Here is a 25,220-nt window from a genome sequence, read left to right as displayed (position 1 = left end):
TTTGTCTTTGTTTTTTTTGTTTGACAAACGGAGAAACCCCGGCCAAGAATACACCTACAGGGGGGGGGGAGGGGTGGGGGGGGGGGGGGGCCCCCCCCCCCCCCCCCCCCCACGGCAGGCCGGGACCCGGCCCCATTGCAGATCGGATCCAGCGGGGGGTTCGGTGTCAGTTGCGGCAGCCGATGACCACGGTCGGGGCACAGTTGGTGGGCACGTTGCCGTTCACCCGGGATCGGTCCAGGGTGACGCTGGCGACCCCGCCCTCGTTGTCGAAGCCGCCGGGGGCGTTCGTGGCGCGGTTGTCGTTGACGTTGCTGCCGGTCAGAGACACGATGCCGGGACCGAAGTTGGCGAATCCGCCCCCTACTCCGTTCAGGCCCACCACACGGTTGGCGTTGATGTTGCTGTCCTCCACGACGGCATGGCCGTCGTTGGCGATGCCTCCGCCCTTCTCATCGGCGGTGTTGTTGACCACCCGGCTGCGGATGAGTTCGAGCGTTCCGTCGACGGCGATGCCGCCGCCGTTGCGGAATGCGTGGTTGTCGCTGATCTGGCTCTGTGTGATGTGCATGGTGGTGAACTGAACGCCGCCGAGGCCGCCGGAGAAGTTGCCCTGGTTGTCCCGGATGTTGCTGCGGTCCAGGTTGAGGGTGCCGTTGAGGACCGCGATGGCGCCGCCGAAGTCACCGGATGACGTGGTCGCATCGCCGTTGGTGATCGTGATCCGGTCCAGGTCCAGGTTGGCGTTGACCTTCAGGACGCCGAACGACGGAGCGCTCGCGCTCCGCGTGATCGTCGCGTTGTTGCCGTGAATGGTGAGCGGCACGTTGATCTGCAGCGACGTGGTCAGGACGTATCTGCACCCCGGCGCCAGCTCCAGGGTGTCGTTGGGGCCGGCGGTGTTGACGGCTTGGACCAACGCCGCGGAGTCACAGGGAACCTCCGTCTGCGCGGACGCCGGCGATGCCGTGGCCAGCGCGGTGGCGGCTACGGCGACGCATACGGCAGGGGACAGGTACAACGAGCTGCGACGCTGCATCTTGTGATCCTTCCGGGTGTGCGGGACGGTCCCTGCACAGCCAGTCCGATTCCCCGCGTCAAGCCTCTGCCGTCGGTTTCAGCCCCTTGCCACCCGATTGCACCGCAATGGATCACTGCAATGGGTCACCCCACAGAACGCCCGGCAACCGCTCCGGTCCCTCAGCCGATGCCGAAGGCCCCGTCGGGGGGCTCGGGGGAGGGTACGGCGTCGCTGTCGCCGACCGGCTGGGCGGCACCGATGAAGTCCCGCAGTGCCGGACCGTGTTCGACACGGGCCGGGAAGACGTCGGCGGCGGTGAGACGGGCGACGACAGCCGTGTCGACGGGCCGGTGCGAGGCGACGAGAACCGCGTTGCCGAACCGTCGGCCGCGCAGCACGCCCGGCTCGGCGATCAGCGCCAGCTCCTCGAACACGGCCGCGAAGTTGGCCAGTTGGGAACGCAGGAACCCGAACGGCGCAGCGTCGGCGAGGTTGGCCAGATAGATGCCGTCGGGCCGCAGCACACGCTCGGCCTCGCGGGCGTAGGTGAGCGAGGTGAGGTGGGCCGGGACCCGTGAGCCGCCGAACACGTCGGCGATCAGCACGTCGGCCGAGTCGTCCGGGGCGGCCTCGAGCCAGGCCCGGGCGTCGGCGCTGTGCAGCACGACACCCGAGCCCGCCGGAACCGGCAGCTGCTCGACGACCAGGTCCAGCAGCGCCCGGTCGGCCTCGACCACGTCCTGCCGGGAGCCGGGCCGGGTGGCGGCGAGGTACCGGGGAAGCGTGAGCGCTCCCCCGCCCAGGTGCACCACGTCCAGCGCGAGCCCCTCCCCGGCCACGGTGTCCAGCACGTACCCGAGCCGCCGCGTGTACTCGAACTCCAGATACGTCGGCTCGTCCAGGTCGACGTAGGACTGCGGCGCCCCGTCGACCGTGAGCAGCCAGGCCCGCTCCCGATCGACATCGGGCATCAGCTTGGCAGTGCCGTGGTCGACGGCCCGGGTCACAGGTATGGCTTCACTCACGACGCCATTGTCTCCGGTCCGGGAGGACACCGGGCACAGAGCCCCGGCCAGGGGCGCGGGACACCGCGCGGCCGGCCGTGACCGGCCCGCGGTCCCCCACGCACCAGGCCCCCTGCGGTCCGGGGACCCTCAGCCGACAGAGGTGACCGTACCGGCCCCCACGGTCCGCCCGCCCTCACGGATGGCGAACCCGAGGCCCGGCTCCAACGGCACATCGCGCCCCAGCTCGACCGTCATCTCGACCGTCTCCCCGGGCCGCGCGACCGCCGCCTCCCCCAGGTCGACGTCCCCCACGACATCGGCCGTGCGGATGTAGAACTGCGGTCGGTACCCCGTGGACACCGGCGTCGTACGCCCGCCCTCACGACCGGCCAGCACGTAGACCCGCGCAGCGAAGCGCCGGCTCGGCACCACGCTCCCCGGCGCGGCCACCACGTGCCCCCGCCGGACGGCGTCGCGCGGTACACCGCGCAACAGCACGGCCACGTTGTCCCCGGCCTGCGCCTCCTCCATCGGCTTGCCGAAGGTCTCCAGCCCGGTGACGACGCTCTCCACGCCGGCGCCGAGCACCGACACCCGGTCCCCCAGGCGGAGCGTGCCCCGCTCCACGGCGCCCGTGACGACCGTGCCCCGCCCGGTGATGGTGAGCACGTTCTCCACCGGCAGCAGGAACGGCGCGTCCAGATACCGCTCGGGCATCGGCACATAGGTGTCGACCGCGTCGAGCAGCGCCTCGATCGACGCCGTCCAGCGCGGGTCACCCTCCAGCGCCTTCAGCCCGGAGACCCGTACGACGGGCACGGCGTCCCCCGGGTACCCCTGCGCGGTGAGCAGGTCGCGGACCTCCAGCTCGACCAGGTCGGTCAGCTCCTCGTCGCCCGCGTCGGCCTTGTTGAGCGCGACGACGATGTGGTCGACACCCACCTGCCGGGCCAGCAGCACGTGCTCGGCGGTCTGCGGCATGATCCCGTCGAGCGCGGAGACGACGAGGATCGCCCCGTCGAGCTGCGCGGCGCCGGTGACCATGTTCTTGACGTAGTCGGCGTGGCCCGGCATGTCGACATGGGCGTAGTGCCGGGTGTCGGTCTCGTACTCGACGTGCGCGATGTTGATGGTGATGCCGCGGGCAGCCTCCTCCGGGGCCCGGTCGATGCGGTCGAACGGGACGAAGGTGCCGGTGCCGCGCTCGGCCAGGACCTTGGTGATGGCGGCGGTCAGGGTGGTCTTGCCGTGGTCGACGTGGCCCATCGTGCCGATGTTCAGGTGCGGCTTGGTGCGCACGTATGCCGTTTTGGACATGGCTGTACCTCGAAGCCTCTCAGCGGTACGGAAACGCGGGACCCCGGGGAGTGGCCGACCCTCCCCCTCCGGGGTCCGCCGGACGATCCGGAGAGGGTCAGCTTCGGGCGCCGTCGACAGCGGCCGCGAGGATCGGGACGGCAGCCTTCGGCGCATCCGCGACGGCGGATGCTGCGAGGAGGAAGGCGTACCGGAACATGTCGACGATCATCGCCGACGGTTTGTCCGGCGTCGAATGGTTTTTCGCGGTACGCGAGTCGGGGCAGTGGGAGCGGCTGCCCTCAGGAAATGTTCCGGCGGCCGTCAGGAGATGTTCTTCAGCGCCTCGCGCACGGTCAGCGGCGCGAACCGGCTCCGCTCACGTGCCAGGAAGCCGCGTACGGCCTCGGGATCGGTCTTGGCGTACTCGCGCAGGCACCAGCCGATGGCCTTGCGGACGAAGAAGTCGGGGTGGCCGGACTGGAGCAGGCAGTGGGCGAACAGCCGGTCGGTGTCGGTGCGTTCCTTGTAGCGGAGCTGGTGCAGCAGGGCCGTACGCGCCACCCAGAGGTCGTCGTCGGTGATCCAGGCGTCCATGTCGGCCGTGAGCGCGGGGTCGGCCGCGACCAGGGCGCCGACGAGGTGTGCGGCGAGCAGATCGACGGTGTCCCACCAGGAGGCGGTGGTGACGAGGTGCCGGGCGACGGGCAGGAACGCGGAGGAACAGCGGGCCGCGTGGCGGCGCAGGTAGTCCACGGCGAAGTAGTGGTACTCCCGCTCGGGCAGCTGCCAGCAGCGCAGGGCGATCGCGGCGCAGTCGGCCTCGTCCGGCCGGGCGGTGCCGGCCAGGACGGTGCGGGACAGGGTGCGCCGGTCCGGGGTCGGGATCCCGAGGAAGGGCGCCACGTCCTTCATGTACGCCCGCATCGCCGCGGCCCTGCCGGGATCGGCCGCGGCGGTGTACGTGGCGGTCAGCCGCTCCAGCACGGCGTCGGCGAGGGCGCTGGGCGGCACGTCCTGCGGGGCCGCACCTGTGACGGTCATGGGACGAACGATACGGCGATCACGCGGTCACGGGCCGTCCTGCCCCGCGATGACCAGGCGGTAGCCGTAGTCCATGGACTCCTGGTCCAGCAGGTCCGCGTGGCGGCGCTGCCAGTCTCCCGTGGCCAGGTCCGCGCGCGGTCGGGCGATCACCGGTCCGACCACGGACGGGGGAAGTCGGGCGAACGTGGAACTCGCCCGCCGGACGATCGGGTCGAGGTAGCACTCCGGGCGCCGCCAGTACGCGATCTGGAAACCGTCGGTGAAGTCGTGCGGGACGGTGAAGGGAAGGACGGTGTGCGCGCCGAGCGCCTCCACCACTTCGGACAGCGGGGTGAAACGAGCGTGCTCGAGCTGGCGGATCTCGGGGAGGTACTCCTCGATCGGCCACAGCTCGGGCAGATGCCTTGGGCGATCAGCTGTCGGCGTAGGGACCTCGATCACCGCATGGCCGCATGGCTAGATTGAGGCGGTGGAGACGACACACCGGCCCGCAGCGCGGGTCATCTGCCTGGACGCCGCCCACCGCGTACTCCTGCTGCGCTGGCGCGACCCGTTCGACGACACACTGCTGTGGGAACCGCCCGGCGGGGGCATGGACCCCGGTGAGACACCGCTGGAGGCGGCACGGCGCGAACTGGCCGAGGAGACCGGACTGGACCCGGCCACGGTCACCGACCGGTCCGTGCCCGTCGAACGAGACGTGTGGTGGAACGGCAAGCGCTATTCGGGCACGGAGCAGTTCTTCCTGGCCCGGTTCACCGAGGAAGAGCCGGCGCTCGTACGGACCGGCCTGCTCCCCGACGAGCAGATCACCCTGGACACCCATGCCTGGATCGCCTGGCGGGACCTGGCCTCGCTCCCGGACCGCCTCGAACCGCCCCAGCTGCTGACCGTACTGGAAGCACTGGTACCGGAGGGCCCCTGGCGGACCTGAGGCGGCCGGCACGGGACAGCCCGGCACGCCCTGCGCACGGGGACGGTGATGAGACGGACCATACGGCGATCACACGCATGCGTCGGTTAGGGTCGCCGGATGCTCGATGCCAACCGCTCTGGCACCGCCACGGCCTCTCCCCGGGCCGCCGCCATGGAGCAGGCCGTCCCCACGGCCGTTCCCGTCCCGCCCCTGCCTCGCACGGGGTTCGCCGCCCGCTGCAGGCGCCTGGTGCTGTCGCCGTACGCGCGGCTGTCCCTGCTGCTCGCCCTGCTCGCGGGCGCCGCGTCCTGCGTGCTCGCGTTCGAGCCGCAGCGGCTGCTCACGCACGGCTGGCCGCCGCAGCTGGGCGGGGCCGCGGCGGCCGTCGTGTTCGCGGTGGCGTACGGGCTGTGCACGGTGGCGTTCGTGCCGCGCCCCCTGCTGAACCTGGGGGCGGGCGCGCTGTTCGGCTCCCAGGTCGGGCTGACCACGGCGCTGGCCGGCACGGTGCTCGGCGCCGGCGTCGCCTTCGGGCTCGGCCGGGTGCTGGGGCAGGACGCGCTGCGGCCGTTGCTGCGCGGCCGCTGGCTGAAGGCGGCCGACGGGCAGCTCAGCCGGCACGGGTTCCGTTCCATGCTGGCGGCCCGGCTCTTCCCGGGCGTGCCGTTCTGGGCGGCCAACTACTGTGCCGCGGTCTCCCGGATGGGCTGGCTGCCGTTCCTGCTGGCCACGGCGCTCGGCTCGATTCCGAACACGGCCGCCTACGCGGTCGCCGGCGCCCGCGCCTCGGCGCCGACCTCGCCCGCCTTCCTGATCGCGATGGCCTCCATCGCCCTGCCGGCGCTCGCGGGCACGGTGGTGGCCTGGCGCAAGCGCCACCACCTGCGCGAGCAGTGATCGGCTGTTGATCGCCGATGATCCTTCAGACGCCTTCCAGGATCATCGCGTTGGCGAGCCCGCCCGCCTCGCACATGGTCTGCAGGGCGTAGCGCGCACCGCGCTCGCGCATGGCGTGGACCAGGGTGGTGGTCAGACGGGTGCCACTGGCGCCCAGCGGGTGGCCGAGGGCGATGGCGCCGCCGTGCACGTTGACCTTGGCGAGGTCGGCGCCGGTCTCCTGCTGCCAGGAGAGGACCACGCTGGAGAAGGCCTCGTTGATCTCGAACAGGTCGATGTCGGCCAGGCTCAGCGAGGCCCGGCGCAGCACCTTCTCCGTCGCCGGGATGACACCGGTGAGCATCAGCAGCGGGTCGGAGCCGGTGACGGCGAAGCTGTGCAGGCGGGCGAGCGGGCGCAGGCCGAGACGGGCCGCGGTCTCGCTGGAGGTGATCAGCACTGCGGAGGCGCCGTCGTTGACGGGGCTCGCGTTGCCCGCGGTGACGTTCCACTCGATCTGCGGGAAACGCTCGGCGAAGCCGGGGTCGTAGTAGGCGGGCTTGAGGCCGCCGAGGATCTCCGGGGTGCTGCCGGGCCGTACGCATTCGTCGCGGGTGACGCCCTCCAGCGGCGCGACCTCGGCGTCGAACAGGCCGGCCTCCCACGCGGCGGCGGCCTTGTGGTGGGAGGAGACCGCGAACTCGTCCATCCGCGCGCGCGTGAGGGACCACTTGGCGGCGATGAGTTCGGCGCTGATGCCCTGCGGTACCAGGCCCTCCGGATAGCGCTCGGCCACGCCCGGGCCGAAGGGGTCCTGGCCGGCCGGCACGTTGGACCACATCGGCACGCGGCTCATCGACTCGACGCCGCAGGCGACGACGAGGTCGTAGGCGCCCGAGAGGACGCCCTGCGCGGCGAAGTGCACGGCCTGCTGGGAGGAGCCGCACTGCCGGTCCACGGTGGTCGCCGGGACCGTCTCCGGAAATCCGGCGGCGAGGACGGCGTACCGGGTGGTGTTCATGGCCTGCTCGCCGACCTGGTCGACGGTGCCGCCGATGACGTCGTCGATCAGCGCCGGGTCGACGCCGGAGCGCTCGACCAGGGTGCGCAGGGTGTGCGCGAGGAGCTGCACGGGGTGGACGTGGGCGAGGGAGCCGTTCGGCTTGCCCTTGCCGATGGGGGTGCGTACGGCTTCGACGATCACTGCGTCTCGCATGGTGCGGGCCTCCTTGGCCGCCTGGCTACCCGTAGGGAGCTACCAGTGAGTAGGAAATCCAAACTCACGATAGCTCGCCGAGTTGGAAAATCAAACCCTCCTCTAGACTGACCATCATGGCCGCCACGAAAGACCCGCGCCCCTGCTCCATCGCCGACGCCCTCGCCGTGGTCGGCGAGAAGTACTCCCTGCTCGTCCTGCGCGAGGTGTGCCTGGGCAACGGCCGCTTCGACCAGCTCGTGCGCAACATCGGCGCCCCGCGCGACATCCTGGCCACCCGCCTGCGCCGGCTCGTGGACGCGGGGATCCTCACCAAGCGCGCCTACAGCGAGCGCCCGCAGCGCTTCGAGTACCGGCCCACACCGGCCGGGCTGGAGCTGGAGCCGGTCCTGATGACCCTCAAGGAGTGGGGCGACCGCCACCTGCGCCAGGGAGCCGACCTCCCCATGGTCATCGAGCACAGCTGCGGCAGCGAACTGGTCCCCCAGGTCACCTGCCGGGCCTGCGGCGAGCCCGTCCACCACGAGGACCTGACGGCCCACCCGCAGGCTCCGGGCTGGACGATCACCGGCCCGACGGCCGCCCGGGCCGTCGGCCGCTCCTCGCACCCGACCTGATCGGGCACAGGATGTCGGGTCCGGCAGGGCGAGTCCTTCCTAACGTGAGTGATCGAAAGGGAAGGAGGCCGGGGTGCTGGAGCGACTGAACCAGGCCATGGAGCACATCGAGGGCCACCTCGACCGGCGGATCGAGGGGGCCGACCTCGCACGGATCGCGGTGACTTCGGAGTACCACCTGCGGCGGCTGTTCTCCGCGCTGGCCGGGATGCCGCTGTCGGAGTACATCCGGCGCAGGCGGCTCACGGTCGCCGGCGCCGAGGTGCCGGCCGGGGACCGGACGCTGCTGGAGATCGCGGTGCGGTACGGCTACACGTCGGGGGAGGCGTTCGCGCGTGCGTTCCGCACGGTGCACGGCGTCGGTCCCGGCGAGGCAAGACGGTCCGGTGCGAGTCTGCAGTCCCAGCCACGGCTGTCCTTCCGTCTCACCGTCGAAGGGAGCAGCAGCATGCGATACCGGATCGTGGAGAAGGACGAGTTCCGTGTGGTCGGCAGGAAGGCGCGCGTTCCGCTCGTGCACGAGGGGGTGAACCCGGCCATCGCCGACCTCATCCGGAGCATCGGGCAGGAGACGCTGCAGCGCATTCAGCGCCTGTCCGATCAGGAGCCGCAGGGGATCGTGGGGGTGAGCGACGACCTCGACCCGAGTCGCGCGGAGGGGACCGAACTCGACTACTACCACGGGGCGGTGACCGGCGCCGCCGCGCCCCGGGACATGGATGCGCTGACCGTGCCGGCCGGGACGTGGGCCGTCTTCGAGAGTTCCGGGCCGTTCCCCCAGGCGCTCCAGCACCTCTGGCGGGACGTGTTCACGCAGTGGTTCCCGTCCAACCCCTACCGGAGCCGGCCGGGACCGGAGATCCTGCGGACCCGGCTGTCGCAGGACGCCGCACAGGCGGACGCGGAGCTGTGGATCCCCGTGGAGCGGACTGCGCTCTGACGACTGATGATCGAGGGGCGGGACACATTCTGTCCCGCCCCTGCGGCAGCGCCTACGAGGGATACACGTCCAGCCGTCCGCACATCCCGAACTTCCCCACCTCCGAGGGCCGTTCGGCCCGTACGGCGGCTTCGGCGAGGTGGGATACGTCGCCGCGTCCGAGGCGGGCCAGGTGGTCCCCGGTGATCTCGGCGGCCGCGAGTGCCCCGTGCCGCCACCGCTCGCGCCACTCGGCCAGCCGAGGCCGCACGAGGGCCGCGGCGGCCCGGTGGAAGGCGGCCAGGGACTCGGGTCCGGTGGCCGCACGCAGGGCGCGGTACCCCTCCAGGGCCAGGTCCCGGCGGGCGCGGGCGAGCCGCTCCCGCTCCTCCTCGGGCGCGTCGGCCGGGATCACGGTCGCGACGGCGTACGTGTCCGGGTCGGTCAGGTACGGCGGGGGCAGGGTGAGCACCGCGTCACCGGCCTCCGGCAGGCCGCTGTTCTGCATCAGGACGGTGATGCGCAGGTCGCCGTCGTTGACCAGCCGGTGGACGGTGCCCGGCGTGAACCAGGCGACCGTGCCCGCCTCCAGGGGCGTGACCCGGTACCCGGACGCCGTCAGCGTCTGGACGGCACCCGTGCCGCCGGTGACCACGTACCCCTCCGAACAGGCCAGGTGCAGATGGGGCGTTCCGCCGTGCAGGCCGTCGGCGGCGGGCCAGTCGTAGACACACAGGCGTGACACGGCGACCCCGCCGGGCAGCCCGCCGTACCCGCTCACCACGGGTGCGCCTCCAGGTACTCGGCGATCTCCTCCCGCCCCCAGGCACCGCCGGCGACGACGACGCGGTAGCGGCGGGTGAGGGTGTCGGCGGGGGCCAGCTCGAACTCCTCGTGGAAGGCCCAGGACGGGGCGATGGCCGCGAAGGGGTCGTTGCGGACGAACCAGTGGGCGGGGTGGGTTCCCCCGGCGCCCGAGTGATCGTTCTCCGGGGCGTGCGCAAAGACGACGGTGGCGTGCCCGTCGGTGCCGTCGTGCTCGCCGGACAGGGCCAGCCAGGGGCCCTGCGTACCCATCAGTTCCGGGCCCTCCCCTCCGGGGCCGACGATCCGGCCGCCGCGGAAGGCGCGCGGACCGCGCCAGAACAGGCCGGTGTAGCCGGCCATCTCGCGCCCGGCGGTGGTCGGACTGCCGAAGCGGAGGGGCTCGTCGCGGCGGTTGGTCACCGCGGACGACCAGGTCAGCGCCCAGGTGCCGCAGGCCGGGTCGACGTCGTGCACCTCGACGCGGCGGACCTCCTCGGCCCACAGCTCGCCGCCGTGCGGGTGCCAGGTCAGCCGCTCGGCGATGACGGCCCGGTCCTCGTCCGCGGCGATCTCGTCGAAACCGACGTGCGCCATCGAGCCGATCCGCTCGGGGAGTTCGAGATAACCCTCCCCATGGACGTAAGTGTTGCCGCCCCACAGGTTCGCCCCGGACAGATGCGAGGCGGTCAGCGACAGGCCCTTGTGCCAGCGGTGGTCGTTGGGCCGGTAGTCGGTGACGACGTCGCCCGCCAGGGTGCGCACCGGGTGGAGGTACGGCTTCGGCGCCTCCCAGGCAGCCTCCCGGCGGTAGACGTAGGCGAACAGCTCGACGCCGGTGAGCGGTTCCGTCAGGGTGATCCGGTCGCCGTGGGCGTGCACGAGGCGCAGGCCGCCGCTCATGCCGGGACCTCCTCGGCCTCCTCGGGCGCCCAGCCGGACGCGTCGCCGTGCAGGGCCGTGTAGTACGGGTCGCCGGGGCCGAGCTCGCCGCGGCGTACGGTCGTGTCGCTGAACGCCGACTTGTACAGGGCGGTGATCAGCTCCAGGCTGGTGCGCCCGTCCGCCCCGCTGCTGCGCGGCCGCTCCCCCGCGCGCATGCTCACGACCAGCTCCCGCAGCTGCGCGAGGTGCGAACTGGGCACGTCGGGCCCGAAGTCGCGCCAGGCGGCGACCTGTTCGGACGGTACGCCGGGAGCCGGGGTGATCCGCCAGTCGGCGTTGGCGTGCCCGTAGAGGTGGGTCAGTTCGACGGTGGCGCGTTCGCAGTCGACGCGGATACGGCTGACCTCGTCGGGGCTGAGCACACTGTTGACGACGGTCGCCAGCGCACCGTTCTCGAAGCGGACGAGTGCGGTGGAGACGTCCTCGGTCTCCACGTCGTGCACCAGCCGGCCGGCCATGGCCCGTACCTCGCTCCACGGCCCGAGCAGGTCGAGCAGCAGATCCATCTGGTGGATGCCGTGCCCCATGGCCGGGCCGCCGCCCTCGGTCTGCCAGCGCCCCCGCCAGGGCACGGCGTAGTAGGCGCTGTCCCGGTACCAGGTGGTCTGACAGTGGGCCACCAGCGGGCGCCCCATCGTCCGTTCGGCGAGGAGCTGCCGCACATGCCTGGCCCCGGAGCCGAAGCGGTGCTGGAAGACGATCGACGCGTACGGCCCGCCGTCGGTGTCCTCCTCCGCCTCGATCGCGTCGAAGTCGGCGAGCGAGGGCACCGGGGGCTTCTCGCACCACACCCAGGCCCCGGCGCGCAGCGCGGACACCGTCTGCGCGCGGTGCAGCGTGGGCGGGGTGCCGATGGTGACCAGGTCGGGCCGCTGCTCGGCGAGCATCAGGTCGAGGTCGGTGTAGGCGTGCGGGATCCCGGCCTCGGCGCAGAACGCCTCGACGGCGTCCTTGTCGATGTCGACGGCGGCCACGACCTCCGTCTCGCCCTCCTCGGCGAGCCGGGCGAGTGCGGGCAGATGCGATCCGCGCCCGATGGCGCCGGTGCCGACGACGGCGGCCCGGATGCGCCGGCCGGAGAAGGGGGATGTCGAGCGAGGCATGGGCGGGTTCAGCACTCCTCCGGGGACGGCGGCGGGCGCGGTGCGGCGAGTGCAGCAAGCGCTTTCTCCTGCGCTGCAACGTAAGCGGAGGCGCCGGGGCCGGTCAACACCCCGTGCCGCCCTTGGACCTTCGTGTCCCGCCGCCCACCGCGGGCCGGCCCGAACCCCTGTTCCCGGGCGGGCCGGGAAGCCCGATACGCTGCACTCGTCACATGATCACCACGTATCCCATCAGCGCTTGGACGTCGCACCTTCATGTCTTGGTTTGAATCCCTCGTCCTCGGACTCGTCCAGGGGCTGACCGAGTTCCTGCCCGTCTCCTCCAGCGCGCATCTGCGGCTGACCGCGGCCTTCTCGGGCTGGAAGGACCCCGGGGCGGCCTTCACCGCGATCACCCAGATCGGTACGGAGGCGGCGGTACTGATCTACTTCCGCAAGGACATCGGGCGGATCATCTCGGCCTGGTTCCGTTCACTGTCCGACAAGGCGATGCGGCACAACCACGATGCACAGATGGGCTGGCTGGTGATCGTCGGCTCGATCCCGATCGGTGTGCTCGGCGTGACGCTCAAGGACCAGATCGAGGGTCCGTTCCGCGATCTGCGGATCACCGCGACGATGCTCATCGTCGTCGGCGTGGTGATCGGCATCGCCGACCGCCTGGCGGCCCGTGACGAGACCGGGGGGCGGCACCGCGCGCCCAAGCAGCGCAAGACGCTGGAGAACCTCGGCGTCAAGGACGGCCTGATCTTCGGTCTCTGCCAGGCATGTGCCCTCATCCCCGGCGTCTCCCGCTCCGGAGCGACCATCAGCGGCGGCCTGTTCATGGGCTACAGGCGCGAGGCGGCCGCCCGTTACTCCTTCCTGCTGGCCATCCCGGCGGTGCTGGCGTCCGGACTGTTCGAGGTGAAGGACTCGGTGGGCAGCGGCGATGTCGACTGGGGCCCGACCCTGTTCGCGACGGTGATCGCGTTCGCGTCGGGATACGCGGTGATCGCCTGGTTCATGAAGTGGATCTCCAACAAGAGCTTCATGCCCTTCGTCTGGTACCGCATCGCCCTCGGCATCGTCATCATCGCGCTGGTGAGCGTGGGCGTCCTGAGCCCCCACGCGGCGGAATCGGCAAGCTGACGGACCTGACGGTCCACCCCGACTCCGGTGCGTCCACCGCCGTTTCGGACATCTCCCACACCCTGGACGGGACGGGCCTGAACGAGCCCCCTCCGACCTGCCCTCCCGCTCCCCCGAAGTGGCCATGGCCTGCGGATCCAGTGCCCGCGAGGAGGACGAACGGGCTTGCCCGGAGGGGCAGTTCACCGCCACCCACGACTTCTTCCGGTCGGCGGCCCGTCGAGGCATATGCCTTCTGGGCTGCCGCGACCGCGAACGCGGACGTGCCGGCCGGTGACCAAGCCCATACGTTCTGAGTAGCGACGCGGTAGCGCAGTGTCAGTGCTTGCCCCTACGCTTGTCCGCATGTCCCCCGATTCACTGACCCCTGGTTCCGTGCGGTCTGCTGCCGAGGTGAACGAGCAGATCCGGGCGCTGTGGCTGCGTGCGGGCGGCACCCTGTCGGCCCAGGAGCGCGCGGAGTACGAGCTGTTGGTGGTCGAGTGGGCGGCGGCCATCCGCGGAGAGATCATCGAGGCGGCCTGAGGCCGGAGTCCGGAGCCGGTGCCCGATCCGCGACGCTACGCACGCAGATGCGCGAGCACCTCGTCGGTCACGGCGTACGGCCGCTCCTGCGGCAGCAGCTCCGCCGCCCGGTCGAGGTCGCCGGCCCGCACCAGCGCGTGGATCTCCGCCGCCAGCGGTGTCACGTCCTCGATCCCTACGATCCACTCGTCCGCGTACCGGGCGGCCGCCGCGCCCGCGAGGCCGAGCTGCAGCGAGCGGTGCGGCAGCGCGTTGAGGTGCAGGTCCCGCTCCGGGTCCCACTGGACGCGGGCCGGTGACCGCCTCAACTCCCGTTTCCAGGCCGCCTGGTTCTCGTGCAGGCCGGAGACGTAGTGCGACAGGCAGGAGTTGCGCAGGGCCCACTCGAAGCCGTCGCGGGCGATCTCTACGGCGAGGACCGTCTCCTGGCCCTCCTTGGTCCCCCAGCCGCAGCGGTACATCATCCACAGGAACGACGGCTTGATCCAGGTCAAGCCGTGTTCACAGACCTTTCTGGCCTGAACTAGATCAACACAGCAAAACGATCCCATAGGCCACCTACCCAAGGGCCTGATGTGGTGCTGTACTGCAGAGATGGGGGATGTTTGGACAGCTGTCGGCGCTATGAGTGCTGCGATCGGAACCGTAGTCGTGATCGCCGCTTCGTTCTTCGCTTACTCGTAGATCAAGGAAGCCCGTCTTTCTCGGCATGTTCAGCTCCTCATCTCTTTCCAAGATAAATTTCATTCGCCAGCGTCACGGCGTTTCCGGCACCGCCTCATAAGCGGCGAGTTTGGTTCGCCCGATGATTTTGATCCGACGCGCATGTGCGAGGAAGACTTCCATTCTTTCTGGCAACTCCACGATCAACTTGAAATGCTAGGTGTATTGGTCGAGCAGAAATTGCTGTCCTTCGACCTAGTTCTGGCCTGCTTTCACCGCTCTCCACCGCGGGTCTGGAATGCCATTGAGCCATACATACTGAATCGACGAACTCAAGCTTCCCCACATGAAGGGGTGCATTTTGAGCGGCTCGTCCGGCGTTACCAGAGTTCCCATACTCTTCACGCCGATTACTGGGCTCGGCAAAACGTGCTGTAGCGAAAAACGTGACGCCCGAGGGCCAGTGCTGGCACCTCCGGCTATGGATTAGCCGGAGTACGATCCTGGGCATACTTCAAACCCGTACGCACGGGCCCTCCTAATGGCCTCATTGCCATAGCGCTTAGCATCAGCTATAGACCTATTTGCGGACCCGCTGTCTCCCCTTCGCATAGCGTTGACGGCCAGCGATCTATCAGACAGCCAATTATCCATGAGTGCCCATATTTCCCGCAGCTCAGACCCATCACCCCACGGCATTGGCATTGCCTTCAGTTCGGAAAGTTGCATCTCCCAAGTGAGACGAGAAGCGTCAAGTTGATTGGCGTACAAGTACATGTCTCTATTGGGAGGGTCTTTCGGGAGGCTGGCTTGGTAGCGTGCGCACAAAGCATCGGCCTTGTTGATGTAATCTTCGCGCTCCATCGAGAGCCACGCATAAATCGCCAGAAAAGACGTCACCAACACGACGGAAGTCCACAATAGGTACTTTAGGATGCGACTGAAGTCATTGAACCAGATCCGGACGTGATCACCGGTGTTGATAACACCTGAATTCTGATTGACCGCCGCCGAACGCGACCCTGATGCTTTGATATTAGCAAGTGGTGAACGAGGGCGTTCCCGAGGGGTCATCGTTGAATGGTGACGTGATTTCCGGTATTCATGACGCCAGAGTTGCTCTGCGCGACTGCCGATTTGGGGCCAAAGGCATTGATGTTTGGAGTTGCCTGTAGGACGAGTGCCGCCAGTTCAGCGGCTAGCACTCCGTCTTGAGTGAGGACCTTGCGGACCTGGACGCGCAGGCTAGCTTGAAGATCGGGGTCTTCTGGATCCTCGGCGAGGTCGCGCACGGCGTCCTCTACCCCTTCTTCACCTTCGGTGGTGCAGCCGAGGAGACGGGCGAGAATGCGTTGACCGAGGCTCACCGTGCCGTCGGCGGAGGCTTCTTGTGCACGCGTGACTACGGCTGTGCCGTAGGCGGCTACGGCGGCGGTGACGTACGGCGTGATCTCCGCGGACAGAGCTGCCACGTCCATGGCGCCCCCTCTCCAGTCGCTGATGTGTACAGCACTGTATGGCAGGAAAGAAGCATCTTTCCTGTAAATGGGCTAAGTGCTGCGGTTCAGCTCTAGGTGGGCACATCTGTTCTAGCTAAGATCGTTCCATTGACCGGCAGGCCGGCCGCACAGCAGGCCGCGGTCGAACGCGTCGAGTCTCTCTTCCAAGCCGGGCAAGAGGTCGCTGGCCACCTGCTCGGCCGTGGCTTTTCGGCGTACGGTCGCCGTACCGCTTGCGCCTTGCGCCGATCAGCGAAGCGCCCCGCACGACGCCCCGCAGCGGCCTGGACCAACCCCTGACGTCGACGGCCGCGCTTGCGGCTACTACCTGCTGCTTTCCGAGCAGGTCCGCCGCTCCCCATTGACCGAGGCAGACACGCCCCGGCAGAACCCGGTAAGCCATCAACTCGGACGAGTCCAGCACCACTGATGCGGTCTATGAACGCGGCATGATGACTCATGTCAAGCCGCGCTCACAGACCTTTCGAGACGGGGCTACCCCTGTGGAATCGAGGCTGCGGAAGCCGGCCGTTTGGGCACTGCCGCCCAGGGCAGCCTTGGGTACACCTCAGCCATTTGACCTGCAGAGATGGTTGGAATGAGTTCGGATGCCGCTGGAGTCCCAGCCGTGGATCAGAAAGGCTCGGGCGTGCTGACGCCAGCGCCGCGAACGTGGCAACGAAAAGGATCGCGGCAGGGACCCTGCGATCGTCGGCTCTCTGACATCCGCCGCCTCGCGTGCGGCATTGCGAGATGTCGCTCCATGCGCCGGACGCGACTTGGCTCGCACGGGCGACTGCCCGCCACTTGCGACTGGCGTGCTCCGGCGGATCTAGCAGCGGGTCAAAATTCGGTGGTCATCTGAGTTGGCCGAGCCCACGCTGTATGCCATGGAAGAACCGCTCCGCAGGATCCGCGCGCTTCAGACGGCGTCCACGATCACCGTCTACCAGGCGTACCGCCCGGAGATCGGCGGACCCGCCGCCCGCAAGGGTCGCTTCCCCGCCGCGTGGAAGCCTGACCGCATGACGTGGATCAAACCCAGTTTCATGTGGATGATGTACCGCTCCGGCTGGGGCACGAAGGAGGGGCAGGAGACTGTCCTCGCCGTCGAGATCACTCGCGACGGCTTCGACTGGGCGCTGCGCCATGCCTGCCTGTCGCACTACGTCCGCGGACTGCATCCCGATCGTGGCACCTGGCAGCGTGACCTCAAGCGCGCACCGGCCCGTGTGCAGTGGGATCCCGAACGCGATCTGCACCTGCGTCCCCTGCCGTACCGCTCGCTGCAACTGGGGCTCTCGGGTGAGGCATCGTCGCGTTACGCGGACGAGTGGATCGTGTCCATCAGCGACGTGACCCCGCTCGCCCACGAGATCCACGGCCTCGTCAAGGACGGCCAACTCGACTCAGCTGCCCGACTGCTCCCCCAGGAGCAGGGATACCCCGCCGGCGAAGAGCTACTGGCCCACCTGTGTCCCTGACCGGCTGTCCGGCACAACGGCTGGCATCACCCACGGGTCACAAGGCGGCAGAGGTTTGTGAACGCTGCTTGATGGTCCACGTCAAGCCTCGCTCACAGACGATTTGGGTCTTCAATCGGGCAGCAGCCCAGAGCACTCCGGCTCAGCGGTCAGCGTTGGCCACGGGTCTCCCATCCGGGCGGGGTCTTGGGCAGGCTGATGAGGGCATCGATCCCTAGGTGCTCCAGGAGGAGAGCTTTGAGCCCGCGGCCATCGATGAGCTCCATGCGGCCGGTGCGGTAGGCGAAATCTTTGCTGGCTTTCCCGAACCACGCAGTGGTGACGATGATCCCCTTCGCTGCGGCTTTGTCGTGCATGACGCCGGCCAGAGCGCGCACCGTATCGGCTGGTACGGCATTGCGGGTGCGCTTCGCCTGGATGATGCACAGCCCGCCCACGATGGGGTCCTCGTTGGTGGCGACGGCGTCAATGCCGTCGTCGCGGGAAGCCTGAGTCACCCAAGCCTTGAGGCCGATGGCCTCGAACAGCCGTCGAACGAGGTGCTCAAATGCGATCGGGTCGAGTTCCATGAGGTCGGGGCGGTGGTCGAGTCCGGAGACGACGTCTATGTCCGGCCCCCACTTGTACTTCGTCAGGTCGAAGGCGATGACGGGCCGGACGGGTTCGAGATCGTAGGGATGCTGAGAGACGACAGCGTTGAGGTGCCGCAAGCATTCGACCGGGTCGAGCTCAGGCTCATCCAGAACTAGGTCGTTCACGGTCTCCCTGGTCGCCCGAACGCTGATGAGGCAAGGGCGGATTGCCTTGCCGGTGGCGCGATTCTTCGCGTTTACATGACCGTTGAAAGCGACCATGTCGACCAAGGCTGCCGGGGTCAGCGTGAGCACTTCATTGATGGCGCGTAGAGCCAGGCGAGCGATCAGCAACCGATACATCTGCTTGATCTCGGCCTCTTTGCGCGGCTGGACAGCCACTGCTGGTGGAGTTGACGCCTTGTACCGGTACGAAGCAGCGGTGGGCACGACCGACTGTCCCGGGAGATCCACCTCCAAGAGCAGTTCTCGTGTCTCTGGGACGAACGCGCATCGCCACGAGTCGCGCAGGCCCGCAGGGTACGCAGCCTCGGTCAACGCAGCCTCTACCGCGCCGGTGAGTGCCTCGGGGTCACCCTGAAGCAAAGCGGCTTCTACGTGTTTACGCAGCGCGAGCGACGGTGCGTGCGGGAACGACAGAACGGAGTTCAGCTCCGCGACCCTCTGTTTTAGGTCTGCCGTTCGCTGCTCGGCCTCGGCCCGCATCTCCTGGGCGGCCTGCTGCTTGGCAAGGCGCTCCTGGGCAGCTGCTTGCCGCTGTGCCTCCTTCTTCTTCGCCTCAGCCTGCCGGGCTCGCTCTGCTTCTCGCTTGGCCAAGCCACGCTCAACTTGCTCAGCGGCTCGCGCTTGTGCCAAGCGCTCACGCTCTGCGGCCTTCTGCGCTTGGGTCCACTCCTGAGCCTGCTCTCGCTCCTGACGCGCGCGTTCCCGCTCCCGTCGTTTCCGCTCCTGCTCGGCCGCGCGTGCCGCCCGCTCCGCTAGCTGCTGTTGGCGCTTGGCTTCGGCTTCCTTGGCCTTTTGCGCATCCCGGTAGGCCTGGACCAACTGTGACGTCAGCGACTTTTTGCGTGCCATTGTTCCCCCACCCCCGTTGCTCAGCAGGGAAACATGCCCATGTGCCTGACTGTCCAAGTCACAGCCACGAAGGTTGGCTCGATCCGTGCTCGATCTGAACGGTCTGCACAGGGGCTGGCCTATCCGCGAGCACGGGTGGATCGTCGCGCGCACCACCTGTCTGCGGCTGCGGTCTGCGACGCACAGGAGTCTGTCAACGCGGCTTGATGACCCAGGTCATCCGATCCCGCTTCCAGGAGGCCGGGAAGCGGCCGGTGCGGGCCGCGGGGCCGCCGATCTCCGGGCGGTACGCCTGGTAGACGGTGACCGTGTAATCCGTGTGGCGGGCCCGGATCCGGAACTTCGGCTCTGGTTCAACTGCTTGTTCGACTGACTGATCGTTCACGAGGACAGGTTCGGTCGTCCGGTCTCCCCCGCACCACCGAATATTCGGCGAGCCTCTTGGCACCTGGCGCCCGGTGTCCAACACTGTGCCGATGACGCAGCGTGTGGAGCTCGCTACCGTGATGGACCGGCTGGCCGTGGACGAGTTGGTCACCGAGTACGCGGCGGCGGTGGACGACGGTGACTGGGCGGCGTACCGAGGGCTGTTCACGCCGGACGGGCGGGCCGACTACCGTTCCGCCGGCGGCATCGAGGGCGAGGCCGGCCGGGTGGCCGGGTGGCTCGCCGAGAGCCTGGACCTGTTCGCGATGCGACAGCATCTGATCGTCAACCGGCGCCTGCGGTTCGGGATCCTGGAGCACGACACCGGGGACACCGCCCGGGTGCGCGCCGACTACGTCAACCCGATGCGCTTCGCCGGCGACGGCGACTCGGGCGCGCCGGACCTGGTGTGCGGCGGCCGGTACGACTTCGGGCTGCTGCGCACCCGGGAGGGCTGGCGGCTGCGCGAGGTCGTCGTGCACGAGAAGTGGCGCCGGATGCCCGAGCGCAGCCCGGCGGCCCTGCCCGAGTGAGCCGCCGAGCCGCCTCGACGCCCTCTGTCGGAGATCGCTTCCGGCGCGCACACTGGAGGCAGCCCTTGGTAGGGAGACTCCGTATGAGGACGTTCGACCGCTGGCTGACCTCCCCCTGGCGGCGCTCCGTCGCCGCCGCTCTCGCGGGTGCTCTGCCCGTGTTCGCGTTCCCGGCGCCCTCGCTGTGGTGGTTCGCGTACGTCGCTCTCGTCCCCTGGATCCTGCTGGTGCGCTCGGCACCGACCGGACGGCGGGCGGCGTACGACGGCTGGTTCGGCGGCTTCGGGTTGATGCTGGCCGTGCACCACTGGCTGCTGCCCAGCCTGCACGTGTTCCTGTTCCTGATAGCCGGGCTGCTGAGTCTGCTGTGGGCGCCCTGGGGCTGGCTCGTCCGCCGGTTCCTGGGCGGGACACCGTCACCGGGGCGGGGCGTGGCCGCGCTGCTGGTGCTTCCGTCGGCGTGGCTGGCGGTGGAGCTGGTCCGCTCCTGGCAGGGCCTCGGCGGGCCCTGGGGCATGCTCGGGTCCAGCCAGTGGCAGGTGGGCCCGGCGCTGCGGCTGGCGTCGGTGGGCGGGGTCTGGCTGCTCAGCTTCCTGGTGGTGGCCGTCAACGTCGCGGTCGCCATGCTGGTGGCCGTGCGCGCGTTCCGGATACCCGCCCTCGCCTCGCTCGTCGCCACCGCCGCCGCCACCTCGGCGGCCTGGGCGTGGGCACCCCGCCCGGACGTCGACGGACGCGTCCGGATCGCCGTCGTACAGCCCGGCGTCATGGACGGCGGCGACCGGCGCTTCGACCACGAGGAACAGCTGACCCGGCAGTTGGCCGGGCAGCACGTCGACCTGATCGTCTGGGGCGAGAGCAGCGTCGGCTTCGATCTGGGCCGCCGGCCCGACCTGGCGCGGCGGATCGCGGCGCTGTCCCGGCAGACCGGTGCGGACATCCTGGTCAACGTGGACGCGCGCCGTTCTGACCGGCCCGGCATCTACAAGAGTTCGGTGCTCATCGGCCCGGACGGCCCGACCGGCGCCCGGTACGACAAGATGCGCCTCGTCCCCTTCGGGGAGTACGTCCCGGCCCGCTCCCTGCTCGGCTGGGCCACCTCCGTCGGCAAGGCGGCGGGCGAGGACCGGCGGCGCGGCACCGAACAGGTCGTGATGGACGTCGGGCACGGGCTGCGCATCGGCCCGATGATCTGCTTCGAGACCGCGTTCCCGGACATGAGCCGCAATCTCGCTCAGGACGGTGCGGACGTCCTCCTCGGCCAGTCCGCGACCTCGACCTTCCAGCACAGCTGGGCTCCGGAACAGCACGCCTCGCTGGCCGCGCTGCGCGCCGCCGAGACCGGCCGCCCGATGGTGCACGCCACCCTGACCGGCGTCTCCGCCGTCTACGGCCCGAGCGGGCAGCCCCTCGGCCCGTGGCTCGGCACCGGCGCGAGCACCGTCCGCGTGTACGAGGTGCCGCTCGCGCACGGCGTCACGCCGTACGTCCGCTACGGCGACTGGCCGGTGCACGGCGCGCTGCTGGTGCTGGCCGCGCTGTGCGGCACCGAAGGCGTGCGGGCGCTCAGGCAGCGCCGGTCGGGCCGAGAACCGCTCGTACGACCCGCTCGCACAGCTCATGGGTCGCCAGTGCGTCACGGGCACTGAGCACCTTGCCCGCGCGGACCGCCTCCAGGAAGGCGAGGACCGCCTGCTCGATGCCTCGCTGGCGGGCCACCGGCACCCAGTCGCCACGCCGGCGCACCGTCGGCTGTCCCTTGTGGTCGACGACCTCGGCGAGGTTGAGCACCTGGCGCTTGGTGTCCTGCCCGGAGACCTCCAGGATCTCCTCGGCCGAGCCGCTGAGGCGGTTCATCACGCCGAGCGCGGTGAAGCCGTCCCCGGCGAGCTGGAGCACGACGTGGTGGAGCAGCCCGGCCTCGGTGCGGGCGCGGACGGTGACGTCGTCGACCGGGCCGGGCACCAGGAACCGCAGGGTGTCGACGACGTGGATGAAGTCGTCCAGGATCATCGAGCGCGGTTCCTCGGGCAGCCCGATCCGGTTCTTCTGCATGAGGATGAGCTCGCGCGGGTGGTCCTGGCACTGCGCGTAGGCGGGGGCGTAGCGCCGGTTGAAGCCGACGAAGAGCGAGACGCCGCGCTCCTCGGCGAGGGCCACCAGCCGTTCGGAGTCGGCGAGTCGGTAGGCGAGGGGCTTGTCCACGTAGGTGGGCACGCCCGCTTCGAGCAGCCGGGTGACGATCTCCGGGTGGGCGACGGTGGGCGCGTGCACGAAGGCCGCGTCGAGGCCCGCCTCCAGCAGGGAGTCCAGGGTCGCGTGCCGCCGGTCCCCGGGCAGGCGGAGCGAGTCCGCGACCCGGGTGAGGGTGCCGGGCGTGCGGGTCTGCAGGTGAAGGTCGATCTCCGGCTGGGTGCCCAGCACCGGCAGGTACGCCTTCTGCGCGATGTCCCCGAGACCGATGCAGCCGACCTTCACGTGCACTCCCCTACCGCTTGTCCGCGTGTGCCTCCTCGGAAGCATACGGCGGCCGCCAGTCGGCGATGCCGTCGAAGCTCCGCAGGAACAGGGCGGGACCGGCCTTCGAGAGAGCGGCGATCGCGGTGTCGCGTACGGCGACGACGGCCCGGCTCCCGGCCATGCTGAAGCGGGCCACCTTGACCGCCTGCCGGGCGATCGCGGTCGTACGCGGCAGCCGGGCGGCGGTGTACGCGGCGAGGTCGTCGGCGACGCGGGTCCCCCCGCCGGAGGGAAGCCGGGACTGGGCGAGGGCGAGCACGACGGCGTCCTCGACGGCCTGATTGCCGCCCTGGCCGAGGCTCGGCGGCATGGCGTGGGCCGCGTCGCCGAGCAGCGCGACCCGGCCCAGGTGGTGGGCGGGCAGGGGCCGGGCGATGTGGTGGACGTCGTGGCGCAGCACGTCCTCGGGCCGGGCGGCGGCGATCACGGCCGGGATCGGGTCGTGCCAGTTCCCGAACCGGCGCAGCAGTTCGGCCTGTTCGTCGTCGGGAGCCCGCTGCCCGGCCGGGGTCGTGGCGGCCGCGTAGGCGTAGACCCGGCCGTCCTTGAGCGGGTGGGTGCCCCAGATGCGGCCCCGGCCCCAGGTCTCGTGCGAGGCGAACTCGACGCCGGGCACCGGGATCAGCATCCGCCAGGTGGTGAACCCCGCGTACACCGGCCCCGGGTGGGCGGGGAACAGCGCTTTCCGGACATTGGAGTTGATGCCGTCCGCGCCGACCACCAGGTCGGCCTCCAGCTCCTCACCGGCCACGGCCACGGCCACCCGGGCCGGGCCGGTCCTGTCCCCCGGGTCGGCGAGGGTCGCGTCGGCCGCCGTACGGACGGCACCGGGCGGGAGCAGTGCGGCGAGGCGGTCGACGAGGGTGGCGCGGGGCAGCAGGACGAGCGGGCCGCCGAAGCGGGCGGCGGCGGCATCGGCGCCGGAGCGGGACAGCCACCGCCCGCCCGGGGTGCGCAGGCCTCCGTCTCCCTGCCAGGCGGCCAGGTCGCGGATCTCGTCGCCGATGCCGATGACGTCGAGGGCGCGCAGGGCGTTCGGGGCGAGCGAGATGGCCGCTCCCACCGGCTCCAGCGAGCCGGCTCGCTCCAGGACGGTGACCTCCCAGCCCCGCCGGTGCAGGGCCGCGGCCGCGGTGAGGCCTCCGATTCCGCCGCCGACGACGATCGCGCGGGCCGACTGTGCCATGACTCCTCCTGGGACTACAGCTGTAGTGTGAGTGACTTTACTACAGCCGTAGTGAGGCGGGTAGGGTCGGTACATGTCCGTACGCACCCCGAGCGTGTCCCGCGCCGATCTCGTGGCCGACGCCGCCCTCGCCCTGCTCGCCGAGCGCGGGATGCGCGGGCTGACGCACCGGGCGGTGGACGAGGCGGCCGGGCTGCCGCAGGGCTCGACCTCGAACGTGGCGCGCACCCGGCAGGCGCTGCTGGAACTCGCGGTGCGGCGGCATGCCGAGCGGGAGGCGCGGCTGCTCGCACTGGAGGGGGTGCCGGACCCGCGGGGCGGGCCCGACGCGCTGGCCGAGGGCTTGGCCCTGGCGATCCACCGCTCCCTGACCGGGGGCCGCGAGCTGCTGATCGCCCGCTACGAACTGGCCCTGGAGGCCTCCCGCCGCCCCGAGCTGCGCGCCTACTACGACGCGACCGGCGCCGTCTTCAAGGAGCAGCTGGCCGCGCTGCTCACCGCCGTCGGCTCGACCGACCCGGCCCGGCATGTGCTGTCGGTGATCGCCTGGGCGGACGGGCTGATGTTCTCGTGCGCGGCCGGTTCCTTCAGCGCCGAGGTGCCGGGCCTCGAGGAGGTCCGCAAGGGACTGCGGGAGCTGCTGACCGGGATGCTGGGCACCTGAAAACCCCCTGGTGGCACCCGGCGTGATGTTGCGAGGATGGGGACATGACGACGGAACGCCAGGAGCCCGCCCAGAACGCCGGTGAACGCGCCATGCTGGAGGGCTGGTTGGACTATCACCGCCGGACGCTGGCCCTGAAGTGCGAGGGCCTGACCGACGAGCAGCTGCGGACCGCGTCCGTGCCACCGTCCGAGCTGTCCCTGATGGGCCTGGTGCGGCACATGGCCGAGGTGGAGCGGGGCTGGTTCCGCAAGGTCCTGGTGGGAGACGACCCGGGGCCGATCTACTTCACCGAGGAGGACCGGGACGGCGAGTTCCACCTCACCGAGGCGGACACCTGGAAGGAGGCGTACGGCACCTGGCAGGCGGAGATCGAGACGGCCCGGCGCAACGCGGCCGGCTTCGCGCTCGACGATCTCTCCCGGGGCAGGAGCCGGTTCACCGATGAGCCGTTCAACCTCCGGTGGATCTACACACACATGATCGAGGAGTACGCCCGGCACAACGGCCACGCCGACCTCGTCCGCGAGCTGATCGACGGTGCCACCGGCGACTGAACGTCACCCCCGGCGCCCCGAAACCCTCCGTACGGGGAACGAGATCACCCGTGCGGGGGGCGCAATCTCCGGTGCGCGGTGCCAATCCGGCGGCCGACCCACCAGAGTTGCCCGGGTGCATCGAACGACGACCACCGCAGCGCTCCTGGTCACCGTGGCCGTCTCGGCCCTCTCCGGCTGTGTGACGGTACCGGGTCCGGCGACACCGGCGCCTTGGCCCGACACCGCGCCCTCGCTGCCGTCCGCGCCCCGGCCGGACGGCAGTGCCGAGCCACGGGTGGTGCAGGCACCGGCGCGGGAGGCACTGGAGATGGCCGGACCGTCCAAGCACCCGCGCCCCGCGCGTGCGACCGCCGCCCCGCACCGGGCGCCGGCCGCACCGCCGGTCACCCACCGCCCGTCGGCCCCGCCCGCACACCCCCGGCCGCACCCGCGCCCGGACCACCCCCAGGAGCCGCGCGTCGACGTGCCGGACGTGTCACAGCCGGTCCCGAAGGCCCCGGACGTGTGCGCCCTCGGCAGGCGGTACGGCGGCTGGCACGGGGACAGCCCCGAGGCGGCGATCTGCGATCAGGCGTACGGCCGTTGACCCCGGCCG

27 protein-coding genes and 1 pseudogene are annotated in these 25,220 nt (G+C 70.2%); 13 read left to right on the top strand and 15 right to left on the bottom strand.

Features of this window, described 5'->3' with window-relative positions; translation table 11 throughout:
• Positions 1 to 166: 166 nt before the first annotated feature.
• The 5 genes from AC07DS_RS38080 to AC07DS_RS38060 form a co-directional block, all read right to left on the bottom strand.
• Positions 167 to 1,039: a hypothetical protein gene (locus AC07DS_RS38080; protein ID WP_479152996.1), complete on the bottom strand. Its 873-nt coding sequence runs from the start codon at positions 1,037 to 1,039 to the stop codon at positions 167 to 169.
• A gap of 161 nt (positions 1,040 to 1,200) precedes the next feature.
• Entirely contained in the window at positions 1,201 to 2,046 is an 846-nt protein-coding gene (locus tag AC07DS_RS38075; RefSeq protein ID WP_479152994.1) for a spermidine synthase, read from the bottom strand.
• 129 nt (positions 2,047 to 2,175) lie between these two features.
• Positions 2,176 to 3,345 carry an elongation factor Tu gene (gene tuf, locus AC07DS_RS38070; protein ID WP_479152992.1) on the bottom strand — a complete coding sequence of 390 codons (1,170 nt, stop codon included), beginning with the start codon at positions 3,343 to 3,345 and terminating at the stop codon, positions 2,176 to 2,178.
• A gap of 303 nt (positions 3,346 to 3,648) precedes the next feature.
• Positions 3,649 to 4,368, bottom strand: coding sequence for a DNA alkylation repair protein (locus tag AC07DS_RS38065; protein WP_479152990.1), 720 nt, complete (start codon positions 4,366 to 4,368; stop codon positions 3,649 to 3,651).
• A gap of 27 nt (positions 4,369 to 4,395) precedes the next feature.
• Positions 4,396 to 4,812 (bottom strand): hypothetical protein, encoded by a 417-nt coding sequence (locus AC07DS_RS38060; protein WP_479152988.1) that lies wholly within the window; start codon positions 4,810 to 4,812, stop codon positions 4,396 to 4,398.
• Between the two features lie 28 nt (positions 4,813 to 4,840).
• On the opposite strand from AC07DS_RS38060, the gene AC07DS_RS38055 reads away from it, so the two are divergent.
• Positions 4,841 to 5,305, top strand: coding sequence for an NUDIX hydrolase (locus tag AC07DS_RS38055; RefSeq protein WP_479152986.1), 465 nt, complete (start codon positions 4,841 to 4,843; stop codon positions 5,303 to 5,305).
• A gap of 99 nt (positions 5,306 to 5,404) precedes the next feature.
• The gene (locus AC07DS_RS38050) at positions 5,405 to 6,184 is read left to right on the top strand and encodes a TVP38/TMEM64 family protein (RefSeq protein ID WP_479152984.1); all 780 of its coding nucleotides are present in this window, start codon (positions 5,405 to 5,407) and stop codon (positions 6,182 to 6,184) included.
• A gap of 25 nt (positions 6,185 to 6,209) precedes the next feature.
• Here AC07DS_RS38050 and AC07DS_RS38045 read toward each other — a convergent pair whose 3' ends face one another.
• A complete protein-coding gene (locus tag AC07DS_RS38045) occupies positions 6,210 to 7,379 on the bottom strand; it encodes a thiolase family protein (protein WP_479152982.1) in 1,170 nt (389 codons plus the stop codon).
• Between the two features lie 116 nt (positions 7,380 to 7,495).
• Between AC07DS_RS38045 and AC07DS_RS38040 the strand changes: the two genes are divergently transcribed.
• Positions 7,496 to 7,996, top strand: coding sequence for a winged helix-turn-helix transcriptional regulator (locus AC07DS_RS38040; protein WP_479152980.1), 501 nt, complete (start codon positions 7,496 to 7,498; stop codon positions 7,994 to 7,996).
• Between the two features lie 73 nt (positions 7,997 to 8,069).
• Positions 8,070 to 8,936 (top strand): AraC family transcriptional regulator, encoded by an 867-nt coding sequence (locus AC07DS_RS38035; protein ID WP_479152978.1) that lies wholly within the window; start codon positions 8,070 to 8,072, stop codon positions 8,934 to 8,936.
• A gap of 52 nt (positions 8,937 to 8,988) precedes the next feature.
• Here the strand turns inward: AC07DS_RS38035 and AC07DS_RS38030 are convergent, their stop codons facing one another.
• From AC07DS_RS38030 to AC07DS_RS38020, 3 genes are read right to left on the bottom strand one after another with little or no spacing between them, the layout of a single operon-like run.
• A complete protein-coding gene (locus AC07DS_RS38030; protein WP_479152976.1) occupies positions 8,989 to 9,699 on the bottom strand; it encodes a cupin domain-containing protein in 711 nt (236 codons plus the stop codon).
• On the bottom strand, positions 9,693 to 10,622 hold the full coding sequence (locus AC07DS_RS38025; protein WP_479152974.1) for a DUF6807 domain-containing protein: 930 nt from the start codon (positions 10,620 to 10,622) through the stop codon (positions 9,693 to 9,695). The genes AC07DS_RS38030 and AC07DS_RS38025 overlap by 7 nt, the downstream gene beginning before the upstream one ends.
• Positions 10,619 to 11,767 (bottom strand): Gfo/Idh/MocA family protein, encoded by a 1,149-nt coding sequence (locus tag AC07DS_RS38020; RefSeq protein ID WP_479152972.1) that lies wholly within the window; start codon positions 11,765 to 11,767, stop codon positions 10,619 to 10,621. The genes AC07DS_RS38025 and AC07DS_RS38020 overlap by 4 nt, the downstream gene beginning before the upstream one ends.
• A 255-nt stretch (positions 11,768 to 12,022) precedes the next feature.
• Here AC07DS_RS38020 and AC07DS_RS38015 point away from each other — a divergent pair, with 255 nt between their 5' ends.
• Together AC07DS_RS38015 and AC07DS_RS38010 are read left to right on the top strand one after the other, a co-directional pair.
• Positions 12,023 to 12,898 (top strand): undecaprenyl-diphosphate phosphatase, encoded by an 876-nt coding sequence (locus AC07DS_RS38015; protein ID WP_479152970.1) that lies wholly within the window; start codon positions 12,023 to 12,025, stop codon positions 12,896 to 12,898.
• Between the two features lie 345 nt (positions 12,899 to 13,243).
• Positions 13,244 to 13,423 (top strand): hypothetical protein, encoded by a 180-nt coding sequence (locus AC07DS_RS38010; protein ID WP_145886400.1) that lies wholly within the window; start codon positions 13,244 to 13,246, stop codon positions 13,421 to 13,423.
• 35 nt (positions 13,424 to 13,458) lie between these two features.
• On the opposite strand, the gene AC07DS_RS38005 is transcribed toward AC07DS_RS38010, so the two are convergent.
• Positions 13,459 to 13,974, bottom strand: a complete 516-nt coding sequence (locus AC07DS_RS38005; protein ID WP_479152968.1) for a DUF4291 domain-containing protein — start codon at positions 13,972 to 13,974, stop codon at positions 13,459 to 13,461.
• 133 nt (positions 13,975 to 14,107) lie between these two features.
• Between AC07DS_RS38005 and AC07DS_RS38000 the strand changes: the two genes are divergently transcribed.
• Entirely contained in the window at positions 14,108 to 14,524 is a 417-nt protein-coding gene (locus AC07DS_RS38000) for a DUF4760 domain-containing protein (protein WP_479153073.1), read from the top strand.
• Between the two features lie 632 nt (positions 14,525 to 15,156).
• Here AC07DS_RS38000 and AC07DS_RS37995 read toward each other — a convergent pair.
• Positions 15,157 to 15,564, bottom strand: coding sequence for a hypothetical protein (locus AC07DS_RS37995; protein ID WP_479152966.1), 408 nt, complete (start codon positions 15,562 to 15,564; stop codon positions 15,157 to 15,159).
• 911 nt (positions 15,565 to 16,475) lie between these two features.
• On the opposite strand from AC07DS_RS37995, the gene AC07DS_RS37990 reads away from it, so the two are divergent.
• Positions 16,476 to 17,069 (top strand): DUF4291 domain-containing protein, encoded by a 594-nt coding sequence (locus tag AC07DS_RS37990; protein ID WP_479152965.1) that lies wholly within the window; start codon positions 16,476 to 16,478, stop codon positions 17,067 to 17,069.
• Between the two features lie 149 nt (positions 17,070 to 17,218).
• On the opposite strand, the gene AC07DS_RS37985 is transcribed toward AC07DS_RS37990, so the two are convergent.
• Positions 17,219 to 18,736, bottom strand: a complete 1,518-nt coding sequence (locus AC07DS_RS37985; protein ID WP_479152964.1) for a restriction endonuclease — start codon at positions 18,734 to 18,736, stop codon at positions 17,219 to 17,221.
• 199 nt (positions 18,737 to 18,935) lie between these two features.
• A pseudogene (locus AC07DS_RS37980) lies at positions 18,936 to 19,121 on the bottom strand (DUF4291 family protein); the annotation flags it as partial.
• Positions 19,122 to 19,212: 91 nt separating this feature from the next.
• Here AC07DS_RS37980 and AC07DS_RS37975 point away from each other — a divergent pair.
• Together AC07DS_RS37975 and lnt are read left to right on the top strand one after the other, a co-directional pair.
• A complete protein-coding gene (locus AC07DS_RS37975; RefSeq protein ID WP_145886404.1) occupies positions 19,213 to 19,695 on the top strand; it encodes a nuclear transport factor 2 family protein in 483 nt (160 codons plus the stop codon).
• 83 nt (positions 19,696 to 19,778) lie between these two features.
• Positions 19,779 to 21,344 (top strand): apolipoprotein N-acyltransferase, encoded by a 1,566-nt coding sequence (lnt, locus tag AC07DS_RS37970; RefSeq protein ID WP_479152962.1) that lies wholly within the window; start codon positions 19,779 to 19,781, stop codon positions 21,342 to 21,344.
• Here lnt and AC07DS_RS37965 read toward each other — a convergent pair.
• Positions 21,262 to 22,173, bottom strand: coding sequence for a Gfo/Idh/MocA family protein (locus AC07DS_RS37965; protein WP_479152960.1), 912 nt, complete (start codon positions 22,171 to 22,173; stop codon positions 21,262 to 21,264). The two genes, lnt and AC07DS_RS37965, sit on opposite strands and share 83 nt — an antisense overlap.
• 10 nt (positions 22,174 to 22,183) lie before the next feature.
• Positions 22,184 to 23,401 (bottom strand): FAD-dependent monooxygenase, encoded by a 1,218-nt coding sequence (locus AC07DS_RS37960; RefSeq protein ID WP_479152959.1) that lies wholly within the window; start codon positions 23,399 to 23,401, stop codon positions 22,184 to 22,186.
• A 73-nt stretch (positions 23,402 to 23,474) separates the two neighbouring features.
• Between AC07DS_RS37960 and AC07DS_RS37955 the strand changes: the two genes are divergently transcribed.
• From AC07DS_RS37955 to AC07DS_RS37945, 3 genes are all read left to right on the top strand, one after another.
• Positions 23,475 to 24,065 carry a TetR/AcrR family transcriptional regulator gene (locus AC07DS_RS37955; protein ID WP_479152958.1) on the top strand — a complete coding sequence of 197 codons (591 nt, stop codon included), beginning with the start codon at positions 23,475 to 23,477 and terminating at the stop codon, positions 24,063 to 24,065.
• 44 nt (positions 24,066 to 24,109) lie between these two features.
• Positions 24,110 to 24,622: a DinB family protein gene (locus AC07DS_RS37950; RefSeq protein WP_479152956.1), complete on the top strand. Its 513-nt coding sequence runs from the start codon at positions 24,110 to 24,112 to the stop codon at positions 24,620 to 24,622.
• A 115-nt stretch (positions 24,623 to 24,737) separates the two neighbouring features.
• Complete coding sequence (locus AC07DS_RS37945) at positions 24,738 to 25,211, top strand: hypothetical protein (RefSeq protein ID WP_479152954.1); 474 nt, start codon at positions 24,738 to 24,740, stop codon at positions 25,209 to 25,211.
• Positions 25,212 to 25,220: the final 9 nt, after the last annotated feature.

Source organism: Streptomyces sp. NPDC044064, assembly GCF_056434245.1.
Note: the sequence above shows the minus strand (reverse complement) of the source record. Positions and strands in the feature narration are given on the sequence as shown.